Source organism: Thiomicrospira sp., from assembly GCF_036568485.1.
Classification (GTDB): domain Bacteria; phylum Pseudomonadota; class Gammaproteobacteria; order Thiomicrospirales; family Thiomicrospiraceae; genus Thiomicrospira.
On record NZ_DATCSL010000008.1, the window covers coordinates 55,862 to 80,932 of the forward strand.

Annotated in this window: 24 protein-coding genes; 5 read left to right on the forward strand and 19 right to left on the reverse strand. The window is 43.4% G+C overall.

Features of this window, described 5'->3' with window-relative positions:
* Window positions 1-130 precede the first annotated feature (130 nt).
* A complete protein-coding gene (locus VIM91_RS01000) occupies window positions 131-1,924 on the forward strand; it encodes a single-stranded-DNA-specific exonuclease RecJ (protein WP_331862975.1) in 1,794 nt (597 codons plus the stop codon).
* 88 nt (window positions 1,925-2,012) lie between these two features.
* Here VIM91_RS01000 and thrC read toward each other — a convergent pair whose 3' ends face one another.
* The 4 genes from thrC to alaC all read right to left on the reverse strand — a co-directional run bounded on the left by thrC (window position 2,013) and on the right by alaC (window position 7,128).
* A complete protein-coding gene (gene thrC, locus VIM91_RS01005; RefSeq protein ID WP_331862976.1) occupies window positions 2,013-3,485 on the reverse strand; it encodes a threonine synthase in 1,473 nt (490 codons plus the stop codon).
* Window positions 3,486-3,591: 106 nt separating this feature from the next.
* Window positions 3,592-4,605, reverse strand: a complete 1,014-nt coding sequence (locus tag VIM91_RS01010) for a hypothetical protein (protein WP_331862977.1) — start codon at window positions 4,603-4,605, stop codon at window positions 3,592-3,594.
* An 11-nt stretch (window positions 4,606-4,616) separates the two neighbouring features.
* Window positions 4,617-5,930 (reverse strand): homoserine dehydrogenase, encoded by a 1,314-nt coding sequence (locus tag VIM91_RS01015; protein WP_331862978.1) that lies wholly within the window; start codon window positions 5,928-5,930, stop codon window positions 4,617-4,619.
* Between the two features lies 1 nt (window position 5,931).
* Window positions 5,932-7,128, reverse strand: a complete 1,197-nt coding sequence (gene alaC, locus VIM91_RS01020; protein ID WP_331862979.1) for an alanine transaminase — start codon at window positions 7,126-7,128, stop codon at window positions 5,932-5,934.
* A 170-nt stretch (window positions 7,129-7,298) separates the two neighbouring features.
* Here alaC and VIM91_RS01025 point away from each other — a divergent pair, with 170 nt between their 5' ends.
* Complete coding sequence (locus VIM91_RS01025; protein ID WP_331862980.1) at window positions 7,299-7,670, forward strand: Mth938-like domain-containing protein; 372 nt, start codon at window positions 7,299-7,301, stop codon at window positions 7,668-7,670.
* Window positions 7,671-7,743: 73 nt separating this feature from the next.
* On the opposite strand, the gene VIM91_RS01030 is transcribed toward VIM91_RS01025, so the two are convergent.
* Genes VIM91_RS01030 through surE form a run of 4 tightly spaced genes read right to left on the reverse strand, consistent with a single transcriptional unit; the run spans window position 7,744 to window position 10,455 of the window.
* Window positions 7,744-8,424 carry a LysM peptidoglycan-binding domain-containing M23 family metallopeptidase gene (locus VIM91_RS01030; protein WP_331862981.1) on the reverse strand — a complete coding sequence of 227 codons (681 nt, stop codon included), beginning with the start codon at window positions 8,422-8,424 and terminating at the stop codon, window positions 7,744-7,746.
* Window positions 8,425-8,429: 5 nt separating this feature from the next.
* Window positions 8,430-9,002, reverse strand: coding sequence for a YqaA family protein (locus VIM91_RS01035; RefSeq protein ID WP_331862982.1), 573 nt, complete (start codon window positions 9,000-9,002; stop codon window positions 8,430-8,432).
* Entirely contained in the window at window positions 8,999-9,709 is a 711-nt protein-coding gene (locus tag VIM91_RS01040) for a protein-L-isoaspartate(D-aspartate) O-methyltransferase (protein ID WP_331862983.1), read from the reverse strand. Before VIM91_RS01040 ends, VIM91_RS01035 begins: the two co-directional genes overlap by 4 nt.
* On the reverse strand, window positions 9,691-10,455 hold the full coding sequence (gene surE / locus VIM91_RS01045; protein WP_331862984.1) for a 5'/3'-nucleotidase SurE: 765 nt from the start codon (window positions 10,453-10,455) through the stop codon (window positions 9,691-9,693). Before surE ends, VIM91_RS01040 begins: the two co-directional genes overlap by 19 nt.
* A 48-nt stretch (window positions 10,456-10,503) precedes the next feature.
* On the opposite strand from surE, the gene VIM91_RS01050 reads away from it, so the two are divergent.
* The gene (locus tag VIM91_RS01050) at window positions 10,504-11,028 is read left to right on the forward strand and encodes a Smr/MutS family protein (RefSeq protein ID WP_331862985.1); all 525 of its coding nucleotides are present in this window, start codon (window positions 10,504-10,506) and stop codon (window positions 11,026-11,028) included.
* Window positions 11,029-11,077: 49 nt separating this feature from the next.
* Here VIM91_RS01050 and VIM91_RS01055 read toward each other — a convergent pair whose 3' ends face one another.
* From VIM91_RS01055 to VIM91_RS01080, 6 genes are all read right to left on the reverse strand, one after another.
* Window positions 11,078-11,440, reverse strand: a complete 363-nt coding sequence (locus VIM91_RS01055) for an FtsB family cell division protein (RefSeq protein ID WP_331862986.1) — start codon at window positions 11,438-11,440, stop codon at window positions 11,078-11,080.
* Between the two features lie 14 nt (window positions 11,441-11,454).
* Entirely contained in the window at window positions 11,455-12,735 is a 1,281-nt protein-coding gene (gene eno, locus VIM91_RS01060) for a phosphopyruvate hydratase (protein ID WP_331862987.1), read from the reverse strand.
* 79 nt (window positions 12,736-12,814) lie between these two features.
* Entirely contained in the window at window positions 12,815-13,651 is an 837-nt protein-coding gene (gene kdsA / locus VIM91_RS01065) for a 3-deoxy-8-phosphooctulonate synthase (RefSeq protein ID WP_331862988.1), read from the reverse strand.
* A 13-nt stretch (window positions 13,652-13,664) separates the two neighbouring features.
* The gene (locus tag VIM91_RS01070) at window positions 13,665-15,287 is read right to left on the reverse strand and encodes a CTP synthase (RefSeq protein WP_331862989.1); all 1,623 of its coding nucleotides are present in this window, start codon (window positions 15,285-15,287) and stop codon (window positions 13,665-13,667) included.
* A 113-nt stretch (window positions 15,288-15,400) separates the two neighbouring features.
* Complete coding sequence (tilS, locus tag VIM91_RS01075; RefSeq protein ID WP_331862990.1) at window positions 15,401-16,744, reverse strand: tRNA lysidine(34) synthetase TilS; 1,344 nt, start codon at window positions 16,742-16,744, stop codon at window positions 15,401-15,403.
* Window positions 16,745-16,767: 23 nt separating this feature from the next.
* On the reverse strand, window positions 16,768-17,727 hold the full coding sequence (locus VIM91_RS01080; RefSeq protein WP_331862991.1) for an acetyl-CoA carboxylase carboxyltransferase subunit alpha: 960 nt from the start codon (window positions 17,725-17,727) through the stop codon (window positions 16,768-16,770).
* Window positions 17,728-17,861: 134 nt separating this feature from the next.
* Between VIM91_RS01080 and VIM91_RS01085 the strand changes: the two genes are divergently transcribed.
* Window positions 17,862-18,605: a DUF481 domain-containing protein gene (locus VIM91_RS01085; protein WP_331862992.1), complete on the forward strand. Its 744-nt coding sequence runs from the start codon at window positions 17,862-17,864 to the stop codon at window positions 18,603-18,605.
* A 67-nt stretch (window positions 18,606-18,672) separates the two neighbouring features.
* Here the strand turns inward: VIM91_RS01085 and ycaO are convergent, their stop codons facing one another.
* A complete protein-coding gene (gene ycaO / locus VIM91_RS01090) occupies window positions 18,673-20,394 on the reverse strand; it encodes a 30S ribosomal protein S12 methylthiotransferase accessory factor YcaO (protein ID WP_331862993.1) in 1,722 nt (573 codons plus the stop codon).
* 131 nt (window positions 20,395-20,525) lie between these two features.
* Between ycaO and VIM91_RS01095 the strand changes: the two genes are divergently transcribed.
* Window positions 20,526-20,807: a cytochrome c gene (locus VIM91_RS01095; RefSeq protein ID WP_331862994.1), complete on the forward strand. Its 282-nt coding sequence runs from the start codon at window positions 20,526-20,528 to the stop codon at window positions 20,805-20,807.
* Window positions 20,808-20,861: 54 nt separating this feature from the next.
* Here VIM91_RS01095 and VIM91_RS01100 read toward each other — a convergent pair whose 3' ends face one another.
* From VIM91_RS01100 to VIM91_RS01115, 4 genes are all read right to left on the reverse strand, one after another.
* Window positions 20,862-21,659 (reverse strand): hypothetical protein, encoded by a 798-nt coding sequence (locus VIM91_RS01100; RefSeq protein ID WP_331862995.1) that lies wholly within the window; start codon window positions 21,657-21,659, stop codon window positions 20,862-20,864.
* Between the two features lie 57 nt (window positions 21,660-21,716).
* Window positions 21,717-22,169 (reverse strand): universal stress protein, encoded by a 453-nt coding sequence (locus tag VIM91_RS01105; RefSeq protein ID WP_331862996.1) that lies wholly within the window; start codon window positions 22,167-22,169, stop codon window positions 21,717-21,719.
* A 114-nt stretch (window positions 22,170-22,283) separates the two neighbouring features.
* A complete protein-coding gene (tsaB, locus tag VIM91_RS01110; protein WP_331862997.1) occupies window positions 22,284-22,937 on the reverse strand; it encodes a tRNA (adenosine(37)-N6)-threonylcarbamoyltransferase complex dimerization subunit type 1 TsaB in 654 nt (217 codons plus the stop codon).
* Between the two features lie 25 nt (window positions 22,938-22,962).
* Complete coding sequence (locus VIM91_RS01115; protein WP_331862998.1) at window positions 22,963-24,891, reverse strand: ATP-dependent DNA helicase; 1,929 nt, start codon at window positions 24,889-24,891, stop codon at window positions 22,963-22,965.
* Window positions 24,892-25,071 lie beyond the last annotated feature (180 nt).

A 25,071-nucleotide genomic window follows, 5' to 3' on the forward strand; every position in this document is an offset into this window, starting at 1 on the left:
GGCGGATAAACCCATAAGTAAAACCTGATAGTAAAAACCCGTTCCCTTTATTTAATTATAAAAGCAACAAAACCACCAAAACTTTCATTCTAAAAGCACTCGCCGACCCGGCTAGGTCTGTTAAAATGCAGTGCCTACAATAACTGACCTATATTCGCTCATGCTCAAGCCGCCACGTATTAAACAACGTCCATTCAACCAAAATGTTTTTGAAACCGCTAAAACACTTGGTTTAACAGATTTGCAAGCACGCTTGGTCGCCCAGCGTTTAGATTCAGCTGAACAAATGGAAGCCATCATTTGGCCACAACTCAAGCACCTGCAACACCCTAGTCAACTGAAAAACTCGCAATATGCGGCCCAACTGATTGCCGATGCGATTGAAAGCGACGGACTAATCGTGTTAGCAACCGATTATGATACCGACGGCGTCACTTCGGCTTGGGTAGCCTATCGTGCACTGATTGATCACTTTGATGTCAATCCGGCAAGGGTGATTCATTTAATTGGTGAACGCAAAAACGGCTACGGCATTACCGATGAAATGTGTGATGAAATTTTAAGCTTAGAACAAAAGGTAGACTTGGTCATCTCAGCCGATCAAGGTTCAAGTGATCAGCCACGTATCGAACGTTTGGCACAAGCCGGTATCAAAGTCTGTGTCACCGATCATCACAACATTCCTGCTGAAGGCCCGCCCGCCAGCGCCACCTGTACCGTCAACCCACAACAAACTGGTTGTGAATACGATAAAACCATTGCGGGTTGTTTTGTGATTTTCTTGGTCATGACCCAAGTTCGTAACGAGTTGATACAGCGCGGTGTTTTACCCAAGGATGCGCCCTCTTTAAAAGACTTAACCTTGCATGTCGCACTCGGCACCATTGCCGATAGCGTGAGCTTAAAAAGCCCAAATAACCGCGCGATTGTATTAGCCGGCTTACAACAAATTAATCAATTCGAGCACCCGGCATGGCAAGCATTTCGTAAACTAAATAACAATTCAGATCGCCCTTACAATGCTGAATTTTTAGCTTTTCAAGTCGCCTCACGCATTAATGCGGCTAGCCGTGTCAATGATGTGACCCAAGCCTTTCACTTTTTAAATGCCGATAATATCGACCAGGCCTGGTTGCACCTTCAACAACTGGAAACCGACAATCAAGAGCGTCGCCAACAACAAGAAGGCTTGATGCAACAAGCCATGCAAAAAGCCCATGAGCTGTACCACGACCAACGCTTTAGTTTGGCGATTTCATTAGAGGGTAATGCCGGGATTCAAGGTATTGTCGCCACCCGAGTCGGTGAGAAATTTGGTTTACCTTGCGTGGCCATGACCGACTTAAATGATGGTACCTTAGCTGGCAGCGGACGCGGCATAGTGCCGGAATTTGATTTAATTCGTGCCTTTAATTGGATAGAGGCACAACATCCCGGTTTATTTTTAGCCAAAGGTGGTCATAAAGGCGCGGCGGGCTGTCAGATTAATCTGGCCGATTTTGAGATCTTTCAGCAGGGGTTAGAAGAAGCCGCACAACAGCAATTAGGGGATACCACGCCTAGTCCTTTAGTTGAAACAGACGGCGAACTAGAGGCCCATCTATTTACACCAGAGTTAATAGATGAACTTGAACGACTCGAACCCTACGGCCGAGAGTGGCCGCAGCCTCAATTTAATGGTCGTTTTAAAATTTTGGATATTAAACAGATTGGTCAAACTCAAACTCATTTAAGCTTACGTTTAGTACCCGAAAACAGTCGCTCACCCCTAAAAGCGATTTACTTTGGTGCACTGGATGATAGCCAACAAACTTTACCTTACAAGCAAAACGATTGGATTGAGTGTGTTTATCAGCCGACTTTAAACCAATATATGGGACGGACTTCTCTGCAGTTGCGTTTACAGTTTGCTTTTAAAGTTTAATAACCCTGCACTTTGATCTATTCAAGCCATAAAAAAACCACAGGAGAATCGCTTCGCCTGCGGTTTTTTATAAATAGTGACTATTCAGTTATTTAAAGAAACTTAAAATCTCACTTTCGATATTCTGCTTATCAATCACCTTGTCTTGAGTCGCCGGCAAATCAAATAAACGTGAAATTTGCTGCGGAATTGGAATTTGACCTTTATCAGCAATACGTTTTAACGCATCAATATCTGTACTTATTTCACCACCAAACAGGGTTTTGGCAATCACGGGTGAAAACTTAGTCCATTCCGCAGTCGAATAAGCAATGGTTTTGAGCTTTTGATCACGTTTGGTATCGTAGACTTTTAAACAGGTTGCGGTATGTGGGTCCATCAAATAGCCGTCTTCATAGGCTTGTTTAATGTAGTCTTGACCTTCCTGGTTGGTACAAAAGTCGGCGGCAAAAATACGTTGAACCGTTGCTAATTCATCGGTTGTCAGTTGATAAAACTTATCTTTATCCAACGCCAACATGAGTTCTTTCGTGCGTTCGGCACCAAATAAATCAAACAAAATACGTTCGATATTAGATGATTTTAAAATATCCATCGCGGGCGAAGTGGTAGCGATCACACTACTCTCTCTTAAATCGTATTTACCTTGCTCAATAAACTGGGTTAAAACATTATTTTGATTAGAGGCAATTAAGATTTTCTCGACCGGTAAGCCCATTTTATAAGCATAATACCCGCCTAACGCATTACCAAAGTTGCCACTCGGTACATCTAAATAAACCTTATCACCCAAGTTAATTTCTTGCTGTCGAACCAATTCTAGATAACTGTGGATATGGTAAATGGTTTGGAAAATAATACGTCCAAAGTTGACCGAGTTAGCCGCCGAAACCTGCACACCCTGCTGCTTTAACGTATCGCGGAAACTGGTTGAAACCAATAAAGATTTCAACGCGGTTTGCGCATCATCAAAATCGCCTTTAATGCCGATTACTTTTAAATTTTCGCCGGTTTCGGTCACCATCTGCAAACGCTGTACGTCTGAGGTGCCGCCGTCTGGATACATACAAACCACTTGTACATTTGGTTTATTACGGAAGGTATCCAACGCAGCTGGACCGGTATCGCCGCTGGTCGCAGCTAGGATTAGGAATTTTTCATTGCGTTTTTGCGCCACCGCAGACAACACCGTACCAAAAGGTTGTAACGCCATATCTTTAAACGCACGGGTTGGGCCGTGATAAAGCTCACTGACAAACAAATCATCACGCACTTTAACCACTGGTACTGGATTGGCCGGATCATCAAACTGATCATAAAGCGCCACCGCTTGATCAATTACCGCTTGATCAATGTCGACTTCAAATTCAGCCAATACCGCTTTAGCTAGGGTTTTATAATTTGAGTTTAAGTGGGTCTTTAAAAACTCCAAACCCAACATAGGTAAGCTTTTGGGTGAATAAAGCCCACCAAACGAAGACATTGGGCTTAGAATGGCTTGTGAAAACGTCACTTCTTTTGGGAATTGACCGTCGTTACCGCGTGTTTCTATAAAATTCATGAGTTCTTGCCTTGGGTGCTGACGAATCCGCCAGGTTTCAAAATAATGCGCGGATTATACCAAAAACCCGCTCAATCGCTAAATTCATGTGCTCTAAGTGCTTTGACTAGGATTTAAGTGGATTGCGCCAGCGTCGCCAAAAACGACGTAAATGTGAAGGTTCAATTAAGAAGCCTTTGGTACCACCTAAATCAATAAACAACGAATGAATACGAGCTTGCTTAAGATCCTCCAACAAGCCCTGCATCCAATCTTTCTCAAGATTCAACAGCAGTTGATTGTCTGTAGTCTCTGTATCCGGTTTCATTAAATGCTTTAAATCCAGCGTTATAAAATGCGCTTGCTGTGTTCTATCCAAGCACCAGGCCTGGTGGTCACTTGGTGTTTTCTGAAACTGAGCTTGGGCCAAATTTGCTAGGCCTTTTAAATAAGCATGGTGACCCCAAATTTTCGCTTGTGGGCGCATTTGAATATTATCTAGCTTAACTTGGCCTTCACCCCACACCCAAACACTGTTAATTTCAGCTTGTCCAACTTCACGGCGCGCCAGATTAACCGGATGCTGATAAAACAACATTTGAACTTCATTCATTAAAGTTCGCCAATAAGCTCCAGCATGGCCACTTGGATAAAGGCCGTGTAAGTTGCGATAATTGGCTTGCGCCAGATCGGTGGTTTGCAGATCGATCGCTTGCGGCAATTGCATATACCAGGAATCATTCGCGCCCCACTCGAGCTTGACACCATCTTGGGCAAAATGCTGGTTAAATGCGTCCAACAAAGCTTGTGACTCGGCTTGTGTAATGTCGAGATCTTGAGCCGAAACCAATACTAAGGTATCGCGATCAGGAATCATTTGAACCGGATCGACTTTTAACCAAAAAGCCTGCGGGTCGAAATCAGTTAGTTCAACGGAAGCCATGGTCGCCGCAGCACTGAGTGTTTGTGGTTGGTGGAAAAGTTGACTGGCGCGTTCAATAAAGCTGTAGGGTTTAAGGGGGTAAACATCCGCTTTATTAAGCAACGTTTGAAAAGCAGAACCCGACCACCAGGCCTGGTGGTCGGGTTGAAAATGATCAAGTAATCCAGGAATCCATAAAGTCACGGCCTGGTTGGTCACGTTTGAGTCCCTCAAAAATCGCTAACGCGGATTTTGGTGATTTTGCCTTCTACATCGTCCAGACCTTCCAGCACCGCTAAAGCTTCACCAAACTGTCCTTCATTAACCACATTCGTGGTTAATACCACCAAGGCAAACTCAGGCTCATCGCCGATCGGTTCTTGGTGCAGATGCTCAATACTGATATTGCAGTCGGCCAAAGTTTGCGATAAACGCGCCAACACACCCGGTTGGTCCTTAACCATAAAACGCACATAAAACGCGGTGTCAATATCATCAATCGACATAATATTGGCGTCTTTAAAAATCGCGTCGGCTTGATAACCTAGGCCTGGTACATGGGCATCAAATGGCGCATCCCAGCAACGAGTTAAGTCCATCAAATCCGCCATCACCGCTGAAGCGGTCGCGCCACCACCGGCACCGGCACCGTAATACATGGTCGAACCCACATGGTTGCCGTGAATCAATACCGCGTTCATAACACCGTTAACATCCGCCAATAATACCTTCTTAGGCACTAAGGTTGGATGAACGCGCAGTGAGAACCCATTATCGTCACCACGACTCGCAATACCCAAGTGTTTGATTTCATAGCCAAATAGATTAGCGAAGCGCACATCGTCGCCAGTAATATGACTAATCCCTTCGGTATAAACGCGCGAATAACTCAGTTCGATACCAAATGCGAGTGACGCTAAAATCGTCAACTTATGCGCCGCATCAATGCCCTCAACATCATAAGTTGGATCGGCTTCAGCATAACCTAAGTCTTGAGCAGTTTTTAATACGGCGGCAAAGTCGGCGTTGGGCTTTTTCATTTCAGTCAAAATGTAGTTGCCCGTGCCATTAATAATGCCCGCTAACCAGTCAATCTGGTTACCCGCTAAACCTTCACGTAAGGCTTTGATAATTGGAATACCACCAGCCACAGAGGCTTCGTAATAAATTTGTACCTGATGCTTTTCGGCCAATTCAAATAGCTCATTACCGTGTAACGCAATCATAGCTTTGTTTGCGGTCACAATGTGTTTGCCATTTTTGATCGCTTGCTCGACCAAATCACGTGCCAAAGTTGTGCCGCCCATTAATTCAACGACAACTTGAATATTTGGGTTTTGCACCACCTCAAACGGATCATCGGTTAACGGAATATCTTGGGTATCAATTCGACGAGGTCGATTTAAGTCTCTAACCGCAATACTGCCAATCTCAAAACGCTTACCTAAGCGACGTTCGATTTCGGTTGAACTGGTACGTAAAATGTTAACTAATCCACTACCAACCGTGCCTAGCCCTAAAAGTCCTAGTGTTATTGCCTTCAAACTATACTCCTTGAATCAAGCCGTCTTTTTTGAACATCTCACGAATTCCCCGAATGGCTTGACGGGTACGGTGTTCATTTTCAATTAAACTGAAGCGTACATGACCATCACCATAAGTACCGAAACCAATCCCCGGTGACACGGCAACCTTGGCTTCAATCAAGAGTTTTTTAGAAAACTCAATTGAGCCCAATTCACGATAAGCTTCTGGAATCGGTGCCCATAAGAACATGGTGGCTTTAGGGTATTCCACTTCCCAACCAATCGCATTTAATCCTTGGCAAAGTACATCGCGACGTAATTTGTACATGTCGCAAATTTCTTGCACACAATCTTGCGGGCCTTCTAACGCTGCAATCGCCGCCACCTGAATCGGCGTAAAGGTGCCGTAATCCAAGTAAGATTTCATGCGTTTAAGCGCGTTGACTAAAGTGGGATTACCCACCATAAAGCCAACACGCCAGCCTGGCATGTTATAGCTTTTTGATAAGGTGTAAAATTCAACTGCAATATCTTTTGCACCTTCAACCTGCATAATCGATGGCGCAACATAACCGTCAAATACGATGTCGGCATAAGCCAAATCGTGAATTACCCAAATATTGTGTTCTTTGGCGATTTCAATCACTCGCTCAAAAAAGGCCAAATCAACCGTTTGAGTGGTTGGATTGCCAGGAAAGTTCAGTACCAACATTTTAGGTTTGGGCCAAGAATCTTGAATCGCCTTTTGCAACTCTTCAAAAAAATCGACATTAGGTGACATTTCAACATGACGAATATCCGCACCCGCAATCACAAAGCCGTAAGGGTGAATCGGGTAAGCCGGGTTCGGCACTAATACGGTATCACCCTGCTCGACCGTCGCTAAAGCCAAGTGCGCCAAGCCTTCTTTCGAACCAATCGTCACGACCGCTTCTTTGTCGGCATCTAAATCCACATCAAAACGGGTTTTATACCAATTACAAATTGCCTTACGTAAACGCGGAATCCCTTGCGAAACGGAATAGCGGTGCGTGCCTTCACGCTGAACCACTTCAACCAGTTTGTCGACGATATGCTTAGGTGTATCCTGATCTGGGTTCCCCATACCGAAGTCGATAATATCTTCGCCACGACGACGAGCTTCAGCTTTTAGTTCGCCAACAATATTAAACACGTAAGGTGGTAGACGTTTGATTCTTTGAAATTCGCTAGTCACGAAAAAGGCCTTTTCAAGATTGCTGCAAAAATTGCGAGATTGTTTAAAAATTTGATGGTCAAAATGACGTTATTAAGCCGATAAATGATACAGAATCTATTAGATTCGTCAATTGAATTTCGGGTAAAACTAGGATTAAATAGAGACTTCACTTATAAAAGAAGCATCGAATGAAATTTACCGAACATCGCGACCCGAAAATCAACATGATTAACCGCTATGCACCAGGCCTGGTATCCGTTAATAACCAGGATTACCAAACTAGTTGCATTATTACTCAACAAAATCTCAACCCAGATTGGGCGGTTAAAAGTTTAGACGAATTAACCCCTGAAAAAATACAGCAGCTTTTAGACTTTTCACCGGAAGTGTTGATCTTAGGTACGGGTGAAACTCAGCAATTTCCTTCAGCTGAGATTTTTGGCTTGTGTGCACAAAACGGTGTCAGTTTAGAAGTTATGAACAATGCCTCAGCTTGTCGAACCTATAACGTACTCACCACAGAAGATCGTGAAGTCGTGCTGGGATTAATATTTAACTAACCTTTGAAACCGCTTTAAATAAACTTAAAAACAATTTATAAAACAAATCGTTAAAGTAAAAATCTAAGCCGCACTATGGCTGTTTCAACAAACCTTCAGCCGCTACTTTTCGACCATGTAAACGCGCTTCAAAATACAATTTAGGTAAATCCGTTGAACCGGAACGCCCTAAGTTGGCAATCACCTCACCACGCTTGACGATTTGGCCTTCTTTCACCTGTAAACGTTGATTGTGTGCATAAACGGTTAAATAGCCATTCTCGTGACGAATAATCACCATTAAGCCGAAATTACTGACACTGTTATCAGCAAACACAACTTCGCCGGCATCAACGGTTTTAACTAAACTGCCTGTTTCAGAGTAGATATTTAGGCCGGTAATCCCCGCTGAATCCTTCACATAATCAAACTTATCAAAATGTTCAACCGGCCATAGCCAATCCGGCTTCTGCACCGTAACTGAAGGCTTAGCCGCTTTATCAGGCAGACTTAGTTCTTGGCCCGGGTACAGTACATAAGGTGGGAAAATACTGTTCTTTTTTGCGAGTGCATTAAAGCTAACCTGACAACGTACCGCGACTTGGCTCAAAGTATCGCCTTTCGCGACCACATAATGACCCGACTTACATTTACCGGCATTTTGGTTTAAAGGATTGGATTGATAACTTTGATCAGCTTGCAAATAACTACGCGGCGTCTGACCGCAGCCAAATAAACTGATGGAAATCAAAGCAATCAACAACACTCTAAACATTAACTTTACCTTAACACAATATACAAAATCACTAATACCACAAAGGCCCAACCCAACCATTCAACCCAACGTCTAATCATCGGTTCGTAACGCGGCCCGCCCCACTTCATTAGCCAAGCCACCAAAAAGAAACGTGCGCCCCGACCAACTAATGAAGCCAATAAAAATGGCACTAACGCCATACCCGTGGCCCCAGCACTAATAGTAAACATTTTATAGGGTAAAGGACTAAAACCGGCGACAAATACAATCCAGACGCCATAAAGGTCAAAAAACTCAACGATTTGATGATAATGATGTTCATAACCCGCCGACACAATAAACGGCCAAACCGACTCCAGCAATAACATGCCAATCAAATAACCTAACAACCCACCTAAGGTCGAGAAAAGCGTAGTAAGCCAAGCAAAACATAAGGCCTTATTGGGTTGCGCCAAACTCATCGGCATCAACATAACATCAGGGGGAATGGGAAAAAATGAAGATTCAGCAAAACTCATCCCACTTAAATACCAAGGGGCTTTGGGGTGTTTAGACCAACGCAGGGTTAAATCATATAAAGGGCCAAATAATCTCACACTTCCACCCCAGTTTTTAATGGTACAAACATCACTTCTCCTAAAAAACTTTCTTTGACACCAGTTGAGGTTTTTTCATACCCCTTTAACATCTGAACCTCTTTGCCAATTGGCAAGACCAAACGCCCACCTTCATGTAATTGGTCTAACAAGCTTTCTGGAAGCTTTTCCGGTGCGGCCGCACACAAAATCGCATCAAAAGGCAATTTTTGCTGCCACCCCCAATGGCCATCACTGATATCAAACTCAATATTGGTTAAACCTAATTTTTTCAAAACTTGCTGAGCGCGAATCTGCAGAGGTGCAATGCGCTCAACACTATAAACTTTATCAGCTAATAAGGACAAAATAGCGGCTTGATAACCCGATCCGGTGCCAATATCCAACACCTTACGCAAAGGTCGACCCGCTCGAATCCAACTGGTCATCATCGCGACCACCCAAGGCTGCGAGATAGTCTGACCATAACCGACCGGCAACGCGGTATCTTCATAAGCTTGTCCGGCCAGAGCTTCATCAACAAACAAATGCCTGGGGACGACACGCATCACCTTTAAAACTTCAGCATCTTGAATACCTAAGGCCATTAAGCGTGAAATTAACCGATCTCGTGTTCTCTGAGAGGTCAAACCCACCCCTTGAAACTGCTCAAATTCAGCTGTCGGGTAAATGGGTTTTTGAGTCAAATCTACTGCGAGATGGGCCATTTTTTATCTATCCATTGATGCATAGTATTCAACATAGTGTGGTGCGTTAAATCAATTTGCAACGGCGTAACCGATACGTAGCCGGAAGCCACCGCATGAAAGTCGGTACCTTCACCCGCATCAGCCGCACTCCCGGCTGGGCCAATCCAGTACATCTGGCCACCTCTAGGGTCCACTCCTTTCACCACCGGCTCAGAAGCATGGCGTTTGCCTAGGCGCGTGACTTTTACGCCTTTTATCTGCTCAAAAGGTAAATCCGGCACATTAATATTAATAATGGTGTTGGCATCTAAGTCTTGGGTATGCAGGTCTTCTAACAAGTTCGCCACGATTTTAGCCGCGCTGGCAAAATGCCTGTCTCCACAAAGTGAGACTGCAATCGAAGGCTTGCCTAGAAATCGGCCTTCCGTTGCGGCGGCGACGGTGCCGGAATATAAAACGTCGTCCCCCATGTTTGCACCGTTATTTATGCCAGACACCACCATGTCAGCTCGATAAGACAACGCGCCATTAATACCGAGGTGCACGCAATCCGTTGGTGTACCATTCACACTATATACTTTTGGTTGATGCTGAGTAATACGCAATGGATCCAATAGGGTTAAGGAGTTGCTGGCTGCACTGCGATTACGATCCGGCGCAATTAATACTAAGTCATCAACGGAGGCATGATTAATGAGCGCATCAAACAAGGTTTGAATACCCGGCGCAAGATAGCCATCATCATTCGATAACAAGATGCGCATAGCTCTTATATCCTTTAAAATATAATTTGAATGAGTAAGGATTATAAAGTGTCTAAGCTGTCAGAAGAAGACAAATTACTATTTGCGCAAGCAATTGAAGGCGTATTGCCTATTAACAGGTCAAAAAAAGCTGAACTAGCGCGGCCTAAATTAAAAGTCAAACGGTCTAAAAAAAGACATATTGAGCTAATAGAACCTGAAAATATCGAATTAGTAGAGGCCGTCAGCGCTCACCAAAGCCTACTATTTCACAAAAAAGGTGTACGCCCTCAAGATTTGAGTCGGCTTCGAAAAGGCGAATTCCATATTCAAGCTCGTTTGGATTTACATGGCGATACCGAAGACGTCGCGCAACAACGTTTATTACAGTTTGTTCAACAGGCTTACCAGGCTAAATATCGATTTGCCTTAATCATTCATGGCAAGGGTTATAATTCAGATACCGACTACCCTGCACTGAAAAACTTAGTAAATCAAAACCTTAGGGGCCTATCATCTATTATCGCTTTTTGCAGTGCACAGCAAAAAGACGGCGGAACAGGTGCGGTTTACATCATGCTCAAAGCGCATTAATTTTAAGATAGAAATGAACACAGACACCAGGCCTGGTGCTAGCAAAGACTCAATCAGTAACAATACGATTGATAGGCTGAGGGTTCTCAATCACCGGAGTGGCCGATTGATCAGGAGATGGTGCGACAATATTACTGGGTTTAAGCTCAAGAAGCTGAACAAATACCTCACCTTCTGCCACCATGCCTAAACGTTGACGTGCAATGGTTTCAATTGCGGTATCGCCCGATTGTAAGTCCAACACTTCCTGCTTAAGTAATGCGTTAGTGTTTTGACGCGTTTCCACTTGTGTTTCGATTTCAGCCAGACGTGACTGTAAAGAAAGAAGCTCGCCTAAACCGCCATTAGAAGACAGTAGACGAGCCAGAGATAGAAACAGTAAGACAGTGAGAATGATTAAAAATACTCTCATCCGTCCTTACCGATTTACTTTAGGTTATAAAACGCAGACATGCCAGGGTAAACGGCCTTGTCACCTAAAGCTTCTTCGATACGTAGCAACTGGTTGTACTTAGCAATACGGTCAGAACGTGACATAGAGCCAGTTTTAATTTGACCCGCACCCGTCGCCACCGCGATGTCCGCAATAGTTGCATCTTCCGTTTCACCCGAACGATGTGAAATAACCGCTGTATAACCCGCGTCTTTTGCCATTTGAATCGCGTTCATGGTTTCAGTCAGCGTACCGATCTGGTTTACTTTAATTAGAATTGAGTTGGCAATGCCTTTATCGATACCTTCTTTTAGAATCTTGGTGTTGGTGACAAACAAGTCGTCGCCGACCAACTGAACTTTTTTGCCCAGTTTTTCAGTTTGCATTTTGAAACCGTCCCAATCACTTTCATCAAAACCATCTTCGATTGAGATAATTGGGTAACGTTCACACCAGTCAGCATAGAAATCAACCATTTCAGCACTGCTCAAGGTACGACCTTCAGAGGCCAACACATAGTTGCCGCCTTTGTAGATTTCACTCGCTGCCACATCTAATGCAATCATAATATCTTTACCAGCGACATAACCGGCTTTTTCAATTGCTTCTAGAATAACGGTAATCGCTTCTTCATTAGACTTAAGGTCCGGGGCAAAACCGCCCTCGTCGCCTACAGCCGTATTATAACCCTTGTCATGCAATACTTTTTTCAAGGTATGGAAAACTTCGGCACCATAACGTAACGCCTCTGACAAGCTTGGCGCGCCAACTGGCATGATCATAAATTCTTGAAAATCCACGCTGTTATCAGCATGCTCACCACCGTTAATGATATTCATCATTGGAACCGGCATACGGTAATCGTCATTTTTTAGGTATTCAAACAAGGCTTGGCCTTTTGAAGCGGCTGCCGCTTTTGCAACCGCCATAGACACGGCTAAAATCGCGTTTGCACCCAAACGTGCTTTGTTATGTGTACCGTCAAGATCAATCATAATCTGGTCGATTTTGGCTTGAGCCGTAGCTTCTTGGCCAATTAAGGCTGTACGGATTTCAGTGTTAATGTTATTGACGGCATTTAAAACGCCTTTGCCTAAATACTTAGACTTGTCGCCATCACGTAATTCAATGGCCTCACGAGACCCTGTTGACGCACCAGAGGGTGAAGCTGCGCGTCCCATAGATCCACATTCTAAAATCACATCTGTCTCAACCGTAGGATTACCACGTGAGTCGATGATCTGGCGTGCTTTGATTTCTTTAATCAATGACATCTTTTCAACCTTTTCAATAACTTAAAAATTAAACTTACTATAAAACCACATCAAAATAGTTGGCATTAAAGCCCGCTATTTACATCAAATCATTTTCTACAAAACCGTGTTTTTTAACCGTATCATCCAGTGCTTTGAGCACTTCCAATACTGGTTTTAGATTATGTAAAGGCCACATATTTGGACCGTCACTTTTGGCATTAACAGGATCTGGGTGAGTTTCCATAAATATACCCGATACGCCAGCAGCAATCGCCGCACGAGCTAGTACAGGCACAAATTCACGTTGACCACCCGATGTTGAACCTTGACCACCTGGCTGTTGCACAGAATGGGTTGCGTCAAATACAACTGGGCAGCCTGTTTGACGCATTGAAGCCAAGCCACGCATGTCAGATACGAGCGTATTATAGCCAAATGAGGTACCACGATCACAAACCATGATCTGCTCATTACCCACTTCACGCGCTTTAGCGACCACTTGATCCATATCCCAAGGGGCTTGAAACTGACCTTTTTTGATATTGACTGGAATACCTTGACGGCACACGTTTTGGATAAAGTTTGTTTGGCGCACTAAAAAAGCCGGAGTTTGCATGACATCCACCACCGATGCGACTTCACTTAAAGGTGTGTCTTCATGCACATCGGTTAAAACTGGTACCCCAATTTCATCTTTCACTTTTTGCAAAATGCGCAAGCCTTCATCAATACCTAACCCACGAAAACTGGCGGTTGAGGAACGGTTCGCCTTGTCATAAGACGATTTAAAAATAAACGGAATGCCGAGCGAGTCGGTGAGTTCTTTTAATTGACCGGCTGTATCGATTGCCAATTGCTCAGATTCAATCACACAAGGACCAGCAATTAAGAAAAACGGTTGATCAATACCAACATTAAAATTACAAAGCTTCATATTGATTCCTTAACTATTTGTTTGTTTTAGCCGCTTGCACAAAAGCACTAAAGAGCGGATGACCGTTACGTGGTGTTGATGTAAATTCAGGGTGGAACTGACAAGCCACAAACCAAGGGTGATCTGGAATCTCTATCGACTCAACCAAATGCCCATCTTGCGAATGCGCTGAAAACACCAGGCCTGCTTGTTCTAAACGACTAATATACCCGTCGTTCATTTCATAACGATGACGATGACGTTCACGAATCACATCTTTGCCATAAATACTAGCCAGTTTGGTACCGGCCTTTACTACACAGTTTTGACCACCTAAACGCATCGTACCACCCAAGTCCGAGGTTTCGTTTCGCTCAATTTTAGCGCCTTTTTCATCCGTCCATTCAGTAATCAAAGCCACGACTGGATGAGGGGTACTGGGGTTCAGTTCCGTACTATGAGCCTTATCTAGCCCGGCAACATGACGTGCATATTCCACTACCGCCATTTGCATACCTAGACAAATTCCTAAATAAGGTTTTTTAGTTTCGCGTGCATGTTGGATCGCTAAAATCTTACCTTCGACACCACGCTCACCAAATCCACCCGGTACCAAAATAGCATGCATGTCTTTTAGCTGATCAATGCCGACTTTTTCTAATTCTTCTGAATCAATATAGTGAATTTTGACTCGCGTACGTGTATGAATACCAGCATGTAATAAAGCTTCAATAACCGATTTATAGGCTTCGGTAAGATCCACATATTTACCGACCATTGCGATATTAACTTCATCTTGTGCGTTAAGCTGAGCATCCACCACTTGATCCCAATCTGATAAATCAATCGGATTAAGATTGGTCATTTGCAGTTTTTTAACAACTAGCTCATCCAAGCCCTGTTCATGCAACATGCGTGGCACTTGATAAATTGACTTAGCGTCCAATGAACTGATAACGGCTTTTTCTTCTACATTGGTAAACAATGCGATTTTACGTTTTTCGCTTTCACCTAATGGAATTTCAGAGCGGCAAATCAACACGTCTGGCTGAATACCAATAGAACGTAACTCTTTAACTGAATGTTGAGTAGGTTTGGTTTTGACTTCACCTGCCACGGCTATATAAGGCAACAAGGTTAAATGCATAAACATGGCACGATCACGCCCCACTTCTACACCCATTTGACGTATGGCTTCAAGGAAAGGTAAAGACTCAATATCACCAACCGTACCACCAACTTCAACAATCGTGACATCAAATCCATCGGCGGCTAACTTAATGCGCGCTTTGATTTCATCGGTAATATGCGGAATGACTTGTACTGTGCCGCCCAAGTAGTCGCCACGACGTTCACGACGAATCACCGTTTCATAAACTTGGCCTGTCGAAAAGCTATTACCCTTGCCACATGGTCGCTGAACAAAGCGCTCGTAATGTCCCAAGTCCAAATCCGTTTCAGCACCATCATCGGTCACAAACACTTCACCGTGTTGAAGTGGGCTCATCGTACCTGGATCCACGTTGATGTAAGGATCCATTTTAAGCATACTGACTTTAAGACCTCTTGCTTCTAGCAAGGCACCCAAAGACGCGGCGGCTATGCCTTTCCCTAAAGAAGAGACCACACCACCGGTTACGAATATAAATTTAGTCATTATTCACACTTTGTAGAAAATTTAGAGAAGCTCGCCTGCGATTCCTTTTAAGACGACTTGGCGATTTCAGAGCTCAGAATGGAAACAAATTTTAACCTAAAACCCACTTAGCTTCAATTTAAACCCACCAACTTTAGCGCTTTTTCATCAGATTTCGCCTGAAACTCCTTTAAGGTACGATAACCAACAATCACTGCAAGTTTGGAATTAATTTCAACAACTGGCCAATTTTGACGTTGCCAAGGTGGAATTTTTTGGCTTTGAAACCACTTCTTTAATGAATCCCGGTTTACGGGATCTTCACTAGATAGAGATCTCAAACGCACTTCATTCTCAGGCTTCAGCCAATGCAAAGCCAATCCTTGGCCGAAAGTGTACAGGTGTTTTATGCCCTGCTTTTTCCAATCTGACTCCTGCTGAATCAAAACATTAAAAGGAGAACGAAGAGCAGATTTATCCAATAAATAAATCCAGTTTTGATAACGTCGAATTTCAGCACATTTCAAAATTCGTTGAGGCTGAGCATTCATGTTCTGACTAAACCCATCCGAGCGAAGCCAATCTAAAGTTGCCTGATCAATCGAAATCTGATGAAAATGTTTAAACCAGTAACGCAATAGATTTTTTTGGCGCGGCCAGTTCAGTTTTTGTAACGCCTGCCAATTAAACCGAGTTGCATCATGCTCAATGCTAGCCAAATCAGCTTGGGCCAACTCTTGAAGCAATTGCGCCGATTCCGCTTGTTGCCTACTCGCTTGTGCTAATTTCGCTTGCGGATTAGACCAGGCCTGGTCGAGTAGTGGCAATAACCGATGTCGAATAAAATTACGCCGATACTGCAGGAGTTGGTTCATCGGATCTTCAACCCATTGCAAATGATGTTGTTGCGCATAATTTTGAATCACATCATACGCGATATTTAACAAAGGGCGAATCAACCAGGCCTGGCTAGTTGAACGAGCTTTATTGTCTAAAACTCGCCGTTCAGGCATAGCACTTAAGCCTTCCAAACCAGCCCCACGTAGTAGGTTTAACAATAAGGTTTCAGCTTGGTCACGCTGATGATGCCCCGTGCAAATCACCTCATTTTCAGTTACCCATTTTTCAAAGGCTTGATATCGAGCTTGACGCGCTGCAGATTCAAGATTCTGGTTTCTGTCTACCCGTACATATTCTATTTGGATGGGAATCTGAAGGTCATGACAAACGGTCTGACAATGCGACACCCAATCATCGGCCTCGCCTTGTAAGCCATGATGCACATGAATGGCCGCCAGTTCAATATGGTCAGGCTTAAACCTTGCCAACGCGTGCAGTAGCACATGTGAGTCTAACCCACCACTATAAGCAACCCAAACTTTTGTAGCCTGAAACGAGGCATAAAACTGTTTAATAGCTTGAACAACCAAGTCGGAGGATGGCATATTTCTAGCACTCTGAAATAAAAAAAGCGCCAACGGCGCTCTTAAAATGAGGGGCTTTAGGCCACATCAAAATTACCATAACCCATATAACGGTCATAACGTCGTTTGACTAACTGCTCTGGTGATTGTTTTTTGAAGTTTTTCAATTGCTCTAAAATGGCCGCTTTTAAGTTGTCAGCGGCGGTTCTTGGGTAACGGTGAGCACCGCCAATTGGCTCAGGCACAATCACGTCGACTAAACCTAGGCTCTGTAACCGTGGTGCCGTTACACCTAAAGCCGCCGCCGCATCTGGTGCATTCGCCGCACTTTTCCATAAAATCGATGCACAGCCTTCTGGTGAAATCACAGAATAGGTACTGTACTGCATCATCATCGTAACATCGCCGACACCAATCGCGAGCGCACCGCCCGAGCCACCTTCACCAATCACGGTGCAGATAATAGGCACTTTCAATTCAGCCATTTCAATCAAATTACGTGCAATCGCTTCACTTTGTCCACGCTCTTCGGCGTCAATTCCAGGATAGGCGCCAGGTGTGTCGATAAAAGTTAAAATCGGCAAGTTAAAACGCTCGGCCATTTTCATTAAACGCAAAGCTTTCCGATAGCCTTCTGGGCGAGGCATACCGAAATTACGACGGATTTTTTCTTTGGTATCGCGGCCTTTTTGCTGTCCAATCACCATAACTGGCTGACCGTCAATACGCGCTAGTCCACCGACAATGGCCGCATCGTCTGCAAACGCACGGTCACCGTGTAACTCGGAAAACTCGGTGAAGATATGCTCAATATAATCCAACATGTAAGGACGTTGAGGATGACGAGCTAACTGCGAAATTTGCCAATCTGACAAGCCTTTAAAAATACTTTCGGTCAAGGCATGGCTTTTCTTTTCAAGTGAACTGATCTCTTGTAACAGGTCAAAGTCTTGACCACCTTCCAAGTGGCGCAGCTCATTTATTTTGGCTTCCAGCTCTGCAATCGGCTGTTCAAAATCTAAAAAATCTAATTTCATCATCTTATCCTGAATAGGTTAAATCATATATTGGCGTATTCTACCAAAAAAATTCAGCCTAAAGTCGTGGGCTTTAATCAAACCTAACGAAACGTTATAATGCTGATTCACATTTTTAACACTAAAGGTCATTCATGCTTAAAAGTCGAATTCTACTAAGCTCCATTTTAGCGCCAACACTTATGTTAAACAGTGCATGGATACACGCCGAAGAATCAAATGAAGAGTTAGGTTTTAATGGTTCAGGTGAAGCCGGATTTAACCAAAAAACAGGGAATGTCGATTCTGAATCTTTATTGGCTCGTTTAAAACTAAATTACAGCCAAGAACAAACCGATTATAAAAGCCTATTAGAAATCGAAAATAAAACCGAAGATGATGTCAAAATTTCTGAACGTTATGTATTAGATTTACAAGCGGATCGTTATTTCACAAAAGATAAAAACTATTACGCGTTTGCAAACACACGCGGCGAACAAGATGAAATTGCAGGTTTAGACACAGATCTCAGCTTAACCCTTGGTTTAGGTAAAGTACTTTATCGAACCGAACAAACCCGACTCAGTACGGAAATTGGTTTGGGTTACCAGGATGTAAGTTATGTGACCGACACGGAAAATGACTTTACTCAAACAACAGGTCGAGTAAAACTAGATTTAAACCACAAATTTAATGACAACGTTCGATTTGTACAGGATTTAACGTATTTTACTGGTACAGAACAGTACAAAACGGAAAGCAACTCTAGTTTACGCGTGGCGTTAAACAGTAAGCTTTCCGTTAGCACATCCTACAAATATCGCTATAACTCAAACCCAGCAGATGCCGCTGAAAAAACCGATACCGAAACCAATCTAAGTTTAATTTACAGCTTTTAAACAACCAGGCCTGGTGCTTAACTTAACCACCAGGCCTGCTTTCCCATTTGTAACAACTTAAAGATCTCTACTGATAAAAGGCTTGTTTCGCCTTACGAGCTCGAGCGTAAACCTGCCACATAGCTTGATGACGTTGGCTATCTAAGAAAGCTTGCTGCCCTAGTGGGATATCCCAAGCCTGTTTTTGTTGGTTTAAGTGTTGTTCAACTTTCACCACACAGTCTTCACCAAACAATTGCAACATTCCAGCTCGATAATCTTCCCAACTCAGCGCTTCAAGCTTGATATCTAAAGCGAAACTAAATGCTTCATACACCTTTGCCATAGGTTTATCTGGATGAACATACGCTTTACAAACCTGCAAAGACTCATAAGCCGCCGCATAGTCTTGAGACGCCAATTCAACCCAAAAACGTAAATCAATAATTTTCAAATCGTTCCATAAGTTACCCGCATCCGGCATTAAGCCAATCAGCGAAGCGACACCTTGATGGTCACTAAAGCCGATCTCATCTAATAAATCCAAGAGTTCTCTGGCTTCAGAGTTATCCACAAAACGCTGGATTGCTTGGCGTAATCGACGACCGTCGTTTTGATTTTTGACTAGCAGTTCGTCCATCGGATAAACCTCCGACATACCCGGCGCGACAATGCGACAGGCTTTAAAACCATAGTGTTCATAATCCGCAACATATACCTCAAAACCCTGTTGCGCCGCCAAGTCCACTAACCATGACCATTGCTGCTGGGTTGGATAATCCCAGTTCCACTCGGCAAACTCGAAATCAGCCTGGTGTGAAATAAAACGCGCGTTAATTAAACCACTCGAATCAATAAAGTGATTTTCTAGATTTTCAGCTTCGGCTACCGCTTTCTGGTCAAAAGTAGGAACCTGAAAACCATCCAAAAAGTCTAAATGGCGACCTTGCAAGGATTCTGTCAGCGTACGCTCCAACGCAACTTCAAAAATAGGATGTGCGCCAAATGAGGCAAAACACTGGCCTTTTTCTGGATCAAATAAGGTGACGTTCATCACCGGAAACTGACCGCCTAACGAAGCGTCACGTACCGAAACTTCCAGCCCTTGCTGGCGCAGAGCGGTTAGCGACTGATAAATAGAAGGAAAACGCTTTAAGATCACATCCGGCACCTCTGGCAAGCAGAGGTTTTCAGTTAGAATTTTGTTTTTAACCCAACGCTCAAATATTTCTGACAAACCTTGAACACGTGCTTCTTCAAGCGTATTGCCGGCTGAGAGGCCATTGCTTGCATAAAGGTTACTCAGTAAGTTCATCGGAAAATAACTGACTTCAGATGTTTTGGCGTGGCGCATTTCAATTGCACGAATTTGATTGCCATCATCATTAAAACTTAACAAGTCTTCAGCTTGTAATTCATTATGCGGATCGTAAATCGGCCAAAGTTGTGCATTTAAGCATGACTTATAGTCAGCCAAATCAAAACGTCGTTCATTTGGGTAATACAACCAATCTGAATCGGTTGAGTCCGCTTGCAAGTAATAATCGGAAAAGAAGTAATTCGTCGATAAACGCTCTAAATATTCCCCCAGCGCACTAGCTAGGGTAGCTTTGCGGCTAGCACCCTTACCATTTGTAAATAATCCAGGGCATACTTGATCATGTATATGTAATGAGAAAATGTTATCGACTGGGTTTAACCATTTAACCTGATTAATCTCAAAGCCCTGCTGTTGCAAAATGCCCTGCATAAATTCAATTGATTTTTCGAGGCTCTCATCTTTACCTTTAATATACGTGACTTCGCTCACCGTTCCGCCTTATTAGTTTTTTGATTTAGTGGATAAATAATTTTTTAATTATAAGTTTGATTTACACGCTAGAATGAAACACGGCTATATTCGTAATATCACCTTGCTATCATAACTTAGAGGACGTAATCATGAAGAAACTCGCCTTACTCGTTAGTACATCACTTACCCTACTTATATCCAACTCAAGCTTCGCTGGAAACCCAGAAGCAGGTAAATCACTGTATGACGAAGCAAACTGCTTAAAATGCCATGCTGACCAGCCCTACAACCCGGCTAAAACCAATACCTACGAAAAACTTGTCGCAGCCGTTAGTTTTTGTAATAACAACATGAATGTTGGTTGGTTCGAGGATGAAGTTGAAGATGTTGCGGCTTATCTCAATCAAAAATACTACAAACATCCCAACTAACTCAGCTATCTAGTTTCATAGAAAAATGCCAGAATGATCTGGCATTTTTTTGCGTTAAATTTTGGGCTTCCCTAGCGCTTCGAGGTGTTTCGTTAAAGCTTCCACTTCTGCAGGGTCGGCTTTTTCTATGTCTTCGTACAATTGATCGTAGGCATCATCAACCAACTTATCAATCGCCGTCATTAAGAAAAACTTACGTGAACTTGATTTAACTTCTTCTTGATCGCGCGGTTTTTGTTGCCACAAACGCTTTAAAGCAGGATCCTGTTCGAACAAAGCATCAATTTTATTTAGCAAACCATTTAATGCTGGAACCGTTTCGTATGGCCAATAGGGGCGTCCCCACCCCTCTTCATAAAAAGCAAAACGATGCGCAATCGCTAGATCAAATGCTTCCGTCATCCCAGCCAAACCTATCGATTCTGCTGTTTTCTTGGCCCTTTCTATACGCTCTGGTGCCAAAATTGGTGCATCCGACATCCAACGCCCAAACACCACCCAGGTATTGTTGCGCTCAATATACTCATATTGACCTGCGCGATAAGCCATCACATTTTTGGCTTCAACAATGTATTCTAAGTTTGGTTGATTAAGTTTACTGGTGTCTTCCCACTGCTCCCAACCATCACCATATTCACTTTCTTTGTCCGGCAAATTAACCGCTACGGGCGTACAAAAAGCGCCATAATCATGCCCTTCTACATAGTCCTCAACTGAAATTTGGTAGTCACCTGACTCTAAAACCCGTGTGACCTCTCCTACTATAAAGGCATCATCGCGAATCGTGGTAGATGGAAAACCAATAAAAACACGTTCACCAACACTAAAGGTTTGAGCGTAAGCGCTGCCCATTACTAAACATGATAAGAGAACGAACCAAACTTTTGATTGATTAAAAAAGCGCACAGCTTACTCCTCAATTTTAACCGCTAATACATCACATGCGGCCTCATGCAAGATGGCATCGGCGGTCGAACCAATTAAGCGTTGCAAACCTGAAATACCACGTCGACCAATCACAATTAAGTCGGCATTAATTTGCTGCGCTTTTGCAATTACCTCAACGCGTGGAATACCGGTTAAAACTAAGCAACTAGACGGCTCGACCCCTTCTTTAAGCACCAAGGATTTTAATCGATCTTGAGCTGCGTTATAGAGTTTATCTCCCAGTTCGTCATCCCAGATTCCAGGCATTCCTGTGATGGCAATATCTTCTAACACGGGATAAGTTGGAATTTCGGTGACATGAATAACATGTAACTCAGCATCATAAATCTGGGCTATTTGCTTGGCGCGCTGCAAAGCTTGACCACTGTGTTGTGAAAAATCGATGGCGACAAGGATGGTTTTATAGTTATGCATTTTTCTTCCTTTTTTACACAGTTTCTGTGGATAAGATTGTTAGGAACTATTTAAATCTAGCAAAAACTTCAATAAAGTCTAGTGGATGTTGGCGATTGCACATTTTTTTGGCAATCACGAACTAACCGATGCTCTTAGGTAAACTGGCTGAGGAATAAAATCCGTCAAATATTTTGATTGCGCCAATTCACTTAAAGCCAGTCTGGCTAAGGCTTCCGCCTGTGGCACAGCATCTACCCAGCTTGCAAAACTTGCGACCAATTCAGGGTAAGTCTCTGTGATATCTCCTACACCATTTGACGCTTCTACCAGAGGTTTAAATTGATCAGGTTTAACCAGTTCTGCTGACTTGGCTATCATTTTGGCTTCTTGTGGATCAAATTCACAATGTTGAACGTAAATTTCACCCATTCTTGCATCCAAACACGCCCACCAGGTCGTTTTACCTGTAGATTCATAAGCTTGATAAGCTAAGGCCTTTAAAGAGGAAATCGCCAAGATCGGTTTATTCCATCCCAAAGCTAAACCTTGCACAACACCGGCGGCAATTCTCAAACCGGTAAAGGCACCCGGTCCTTCACCAAATACTAGGGCATCAATCTGCTCTGGCTGAATACCAGCCTGTTGCATCACCTTATCCACCATTGGCAGAATAAGTTGGGCATGTTGTTGTGGGGCAAACTCGGCACAAGTATAAGCTTTACCATCAACAATCAAACTGGCGGCGCAATTCGCCGTGGCACTTTCTACCGCTAATACAATACTCATGCTTTACTCATCGTTGTAATTACTTTCATTCTATGTCTTGCTGGGCGTTTAATAAATCCAAAGCTTGCTCAGGCTCAAACACCCAGGGAAAATTCGGCAAGCTATCAATAATACTCTGTCCATATCGTTTAGTGGTTAAACGCGGATCACACAGCATTAACACTCCTCGATCAGTCTGATCTCGAATCAGGCGCCCACTTCCCTGTTTTAAAGCCATCACAGCTTCAGGCAGTTGAAAGTGTGCAAAACCATTTAAGCCCTTTTGTTTTAAATAACTTTCGCGTGCTTGCACCAAGGGATCATCAGGTGGCGAAAATGGAATCCGATCGATAATCACCAGTTGCAGCGCTTTGCCTTTTACATCCACGCCTTCCCAAAAACTGCTGGTGCCTAATAGTAACGCGGATTCTTCGGATTTAAAACGTTCTAATAATAGGTTTTTAGGTGCTTCACCTTGAACCAATAAAGGCCCCGACCAGTGTTTTTGTAAAATAGCTTGAGCTTCACCCAGCGCACGAAAACTAGTAAATAATAAAAAAGCACGGCCTTGACTCACTTTAAGGAGCGGCCAGGCGGCTCTTAAACAAATTTTAATATAGTCCGGGTCGCGTGGTTCAGGCAAACCGACTGGATGGTAAACCACCCCTTGTTTGGCATAATCAAATGGACTCGGCCAAACGGCTGTTTGGGCTGTATATAAACCCAAACGCTGCTGGAAATAATCAAATTGATTGCGAACACTCAATGTCGCCGACGTAAAAATCCAGGCGCCACCAATGGACTCGCGTTGACGTTTAAACGGCTCAGCCACACTTAACGGCGTCATATTAAGCTTAAATCGAGCTTGCGACGACTCGGCCCAACGCACCTCGGTTTCTTTTTCCGTTTCCAGCCACGCTTTTAGCTGTTTTTCCATCTCTTGGGTGCGTTTGGCGACCGCGGCTAAGAGTTTGCCGCGTTCTTCCAAACCTTTTAAGTGGTCGGCTAATGCGCCCAAATGATTTAACAGCCGCTTTAGGCTAACTAAAAACACATCGGTGCTAGATAACTGCTGCCAAGTCCAACGTTTTTCCCATTTACCTAAGGCTTCATTAACCAGCTTTATTTGTTCCGCTAATAAGTTAACACGATCAATCAAATCATCCGATTCAGGTGACTCTTCTGCTTTTGCTTGTTTTATATCACGACAAAGTTCGTCGAGCTGATGGCGTGATACTGAAAAACCTAAAAACTGCGCCGCAATATCGGGAAGTTGATGAGCTTCATCAAAAATAGTGACATCTGCATTTGGCAATAACTCGCCAAACCCTTGTTCACGTAAAGCCAGATCGGCGCAAAATAAGTGGTGATTTACTACTAATACTTGAGCTTCACTGGCTTTTTGTTTCATTTGGGGATAAAAACAATCGGCCTCTTTCTGGCAGCCCACCGCCTGACAAAACTCCAATCGGGCGCAGACTTTTCGCCAAATGGGATCACTTTCTTCAATTTGAACGCATTCAGCTAAATCGCCGGTTTTGGTTTTGTCCGACCAATCACGAATATCAGATAGTTTTTGCCAATCCGATTTATTATTTTGCTCTTGGGTCTCGGCTAAGGCCAAGCGTTGACTGCACAAATAGTTTTCTCGGCCTTTAAATAGAACAATCTGTCCTTTTAAGCCACATACTTTTTTAAGCAAGGGTAAATCTTTATCTACTAGCTGCTGCTGAAGAGTTTTAGTGGCGGTTGATACGATGATTTTTTTGCCGGATAACAGCGCTGGAATTAGATAAGCAAAGGTTTTACCCGTGCCTGTGCCCGCTTCAGCAATTAATGTGGATTCGGCTTCGATTGCCTGAGCAATCTGCAAAGCCATATCTATTTGAGCATCACGAACACCAAAACCTTCGATTGTGTTCGCCAACCCACCACCTTCTTTTAAAAAGGCTTTCACCTCATTTTGCAACGCCAATTTGCACCCTTGATACCCTAAAAATTAATTAAAATTCAATCGTAGCTGATCACTAAAGCGACTAGCATAACCAATAATCACTTTATTTCAATCAAAATCCCGTTCAATACTAGACAAAGTCATGACAAGCCAGTAGAATTCGCGTTTCAAATTTGAACCGAGTTGAAAAACTCATTAACC

Excerpts from the sequence above, each read along its gene's own strand:
- VIM91_RS01030 (WP_331862981.1), bottom strand. The coding sequence starts at position 8,424 with ATGTTTAGAGTGTTGTTGATTGCTTTGATTTCCATCAGTTTATTTGGC.
- VIM91_RS01085 (WP_331862992.1), top strand. The coding sequence starts at position 17,862 with ATGCTTAAAAGTCGAATTCTACTAAGCTCCATTTTAGCGCCAACACTT.
- VIM91_RS01040 (WP_331862983.1), bottom strand. The coding sequence starts at position 9,709 with ATGGCCCATCTCGCAGTAGATTTGACTCAAAAACCCATTTACCCGACA.
- VIM91_RS01095 (WP_331862994.1), top strand. The coding sequence starts at position 20,526 with ATGAAGAAACTCGCCTTACTCGTTAGTACATCACTTACCCTACTTATA.
- VIM91_RS01080 (WP_331862991.1), bottom strand. The coding sequence starts at position 17,727 with ATGAAATTAGATTTTTTAGATTTTGAACAGCCGATTGCAGAGCTGGAA.
- VIM91_RS01100 (WP_331862995.1), bottom strand. The coding sequence starts at position 21,659 with ATGGGCAGCGCTTACGCTCAAACCTTTAGTGTTGGTGAACGTGTTTTT.
- surE (WP_331862984.1), bottom strand. The coding sequence starts at position 10,455 with ATGCGCATCTTGTTATCGAATGATGATGGCTATCTTGCGCCGGGTATT.
- VIM91_RS01055 (WP_331862986.1), bottom strand. The coding sequence starts at position 11,440 with ATGAGAGTATTTTTAATCATTCTCACTGTCTTACTGTTTCTATCTCTG.
- kdsA (WP_331862988.1), bottom strand. The coding sequence starts at position 13,651 with ATGAAGCTTTGTAATTTTAATGTTGGTATTGATCAACCGTTTTTCTTA.
- tsaB (WP_331862997.1), bottom strand. The coding sequence starts at position 22,937 with ATGAGTATTGTATTAGCGGTAGAAAGTGCCACGGCGAATTGCGCCGCC.
- VIM91_RS01025 (WP_331862980.1), top strand. The coding sequence starts at position 7,299 with ATGAAATTTACCGAACATCGCGACCCGAAAATCAACATGATTAACCGC.
- VIM91_RS01105 (WP_331862996.1), bottom strand. The coding sequence starts at position 22,169 with ATGCATAACTATAAAACCATCCTTGTCGCCATCGATTTTTCACAACAC.
- thrC (WP_331862976.1), bottom strand. The coding sequence starts at position 3,485 with ATGAATTTTATAGAAACACGCGGTAACGACGGTCAATTCCCAAAAGAA.
- eno (WP_331862987.1), bottom strand. The coding sequence starts at position 12,735 with ATGTCATTGATTAAAGAAATCAAAGCACGCCAGATCATCGACTCACGT.
- VIM91_RS01070 (WP_331862989.1), bottom strand. The coding sequence starts at position 15,287 with ATGACTAAATTTATATTCGTAACCGGTGGTGTGGTCTCTTCTTTAGGG.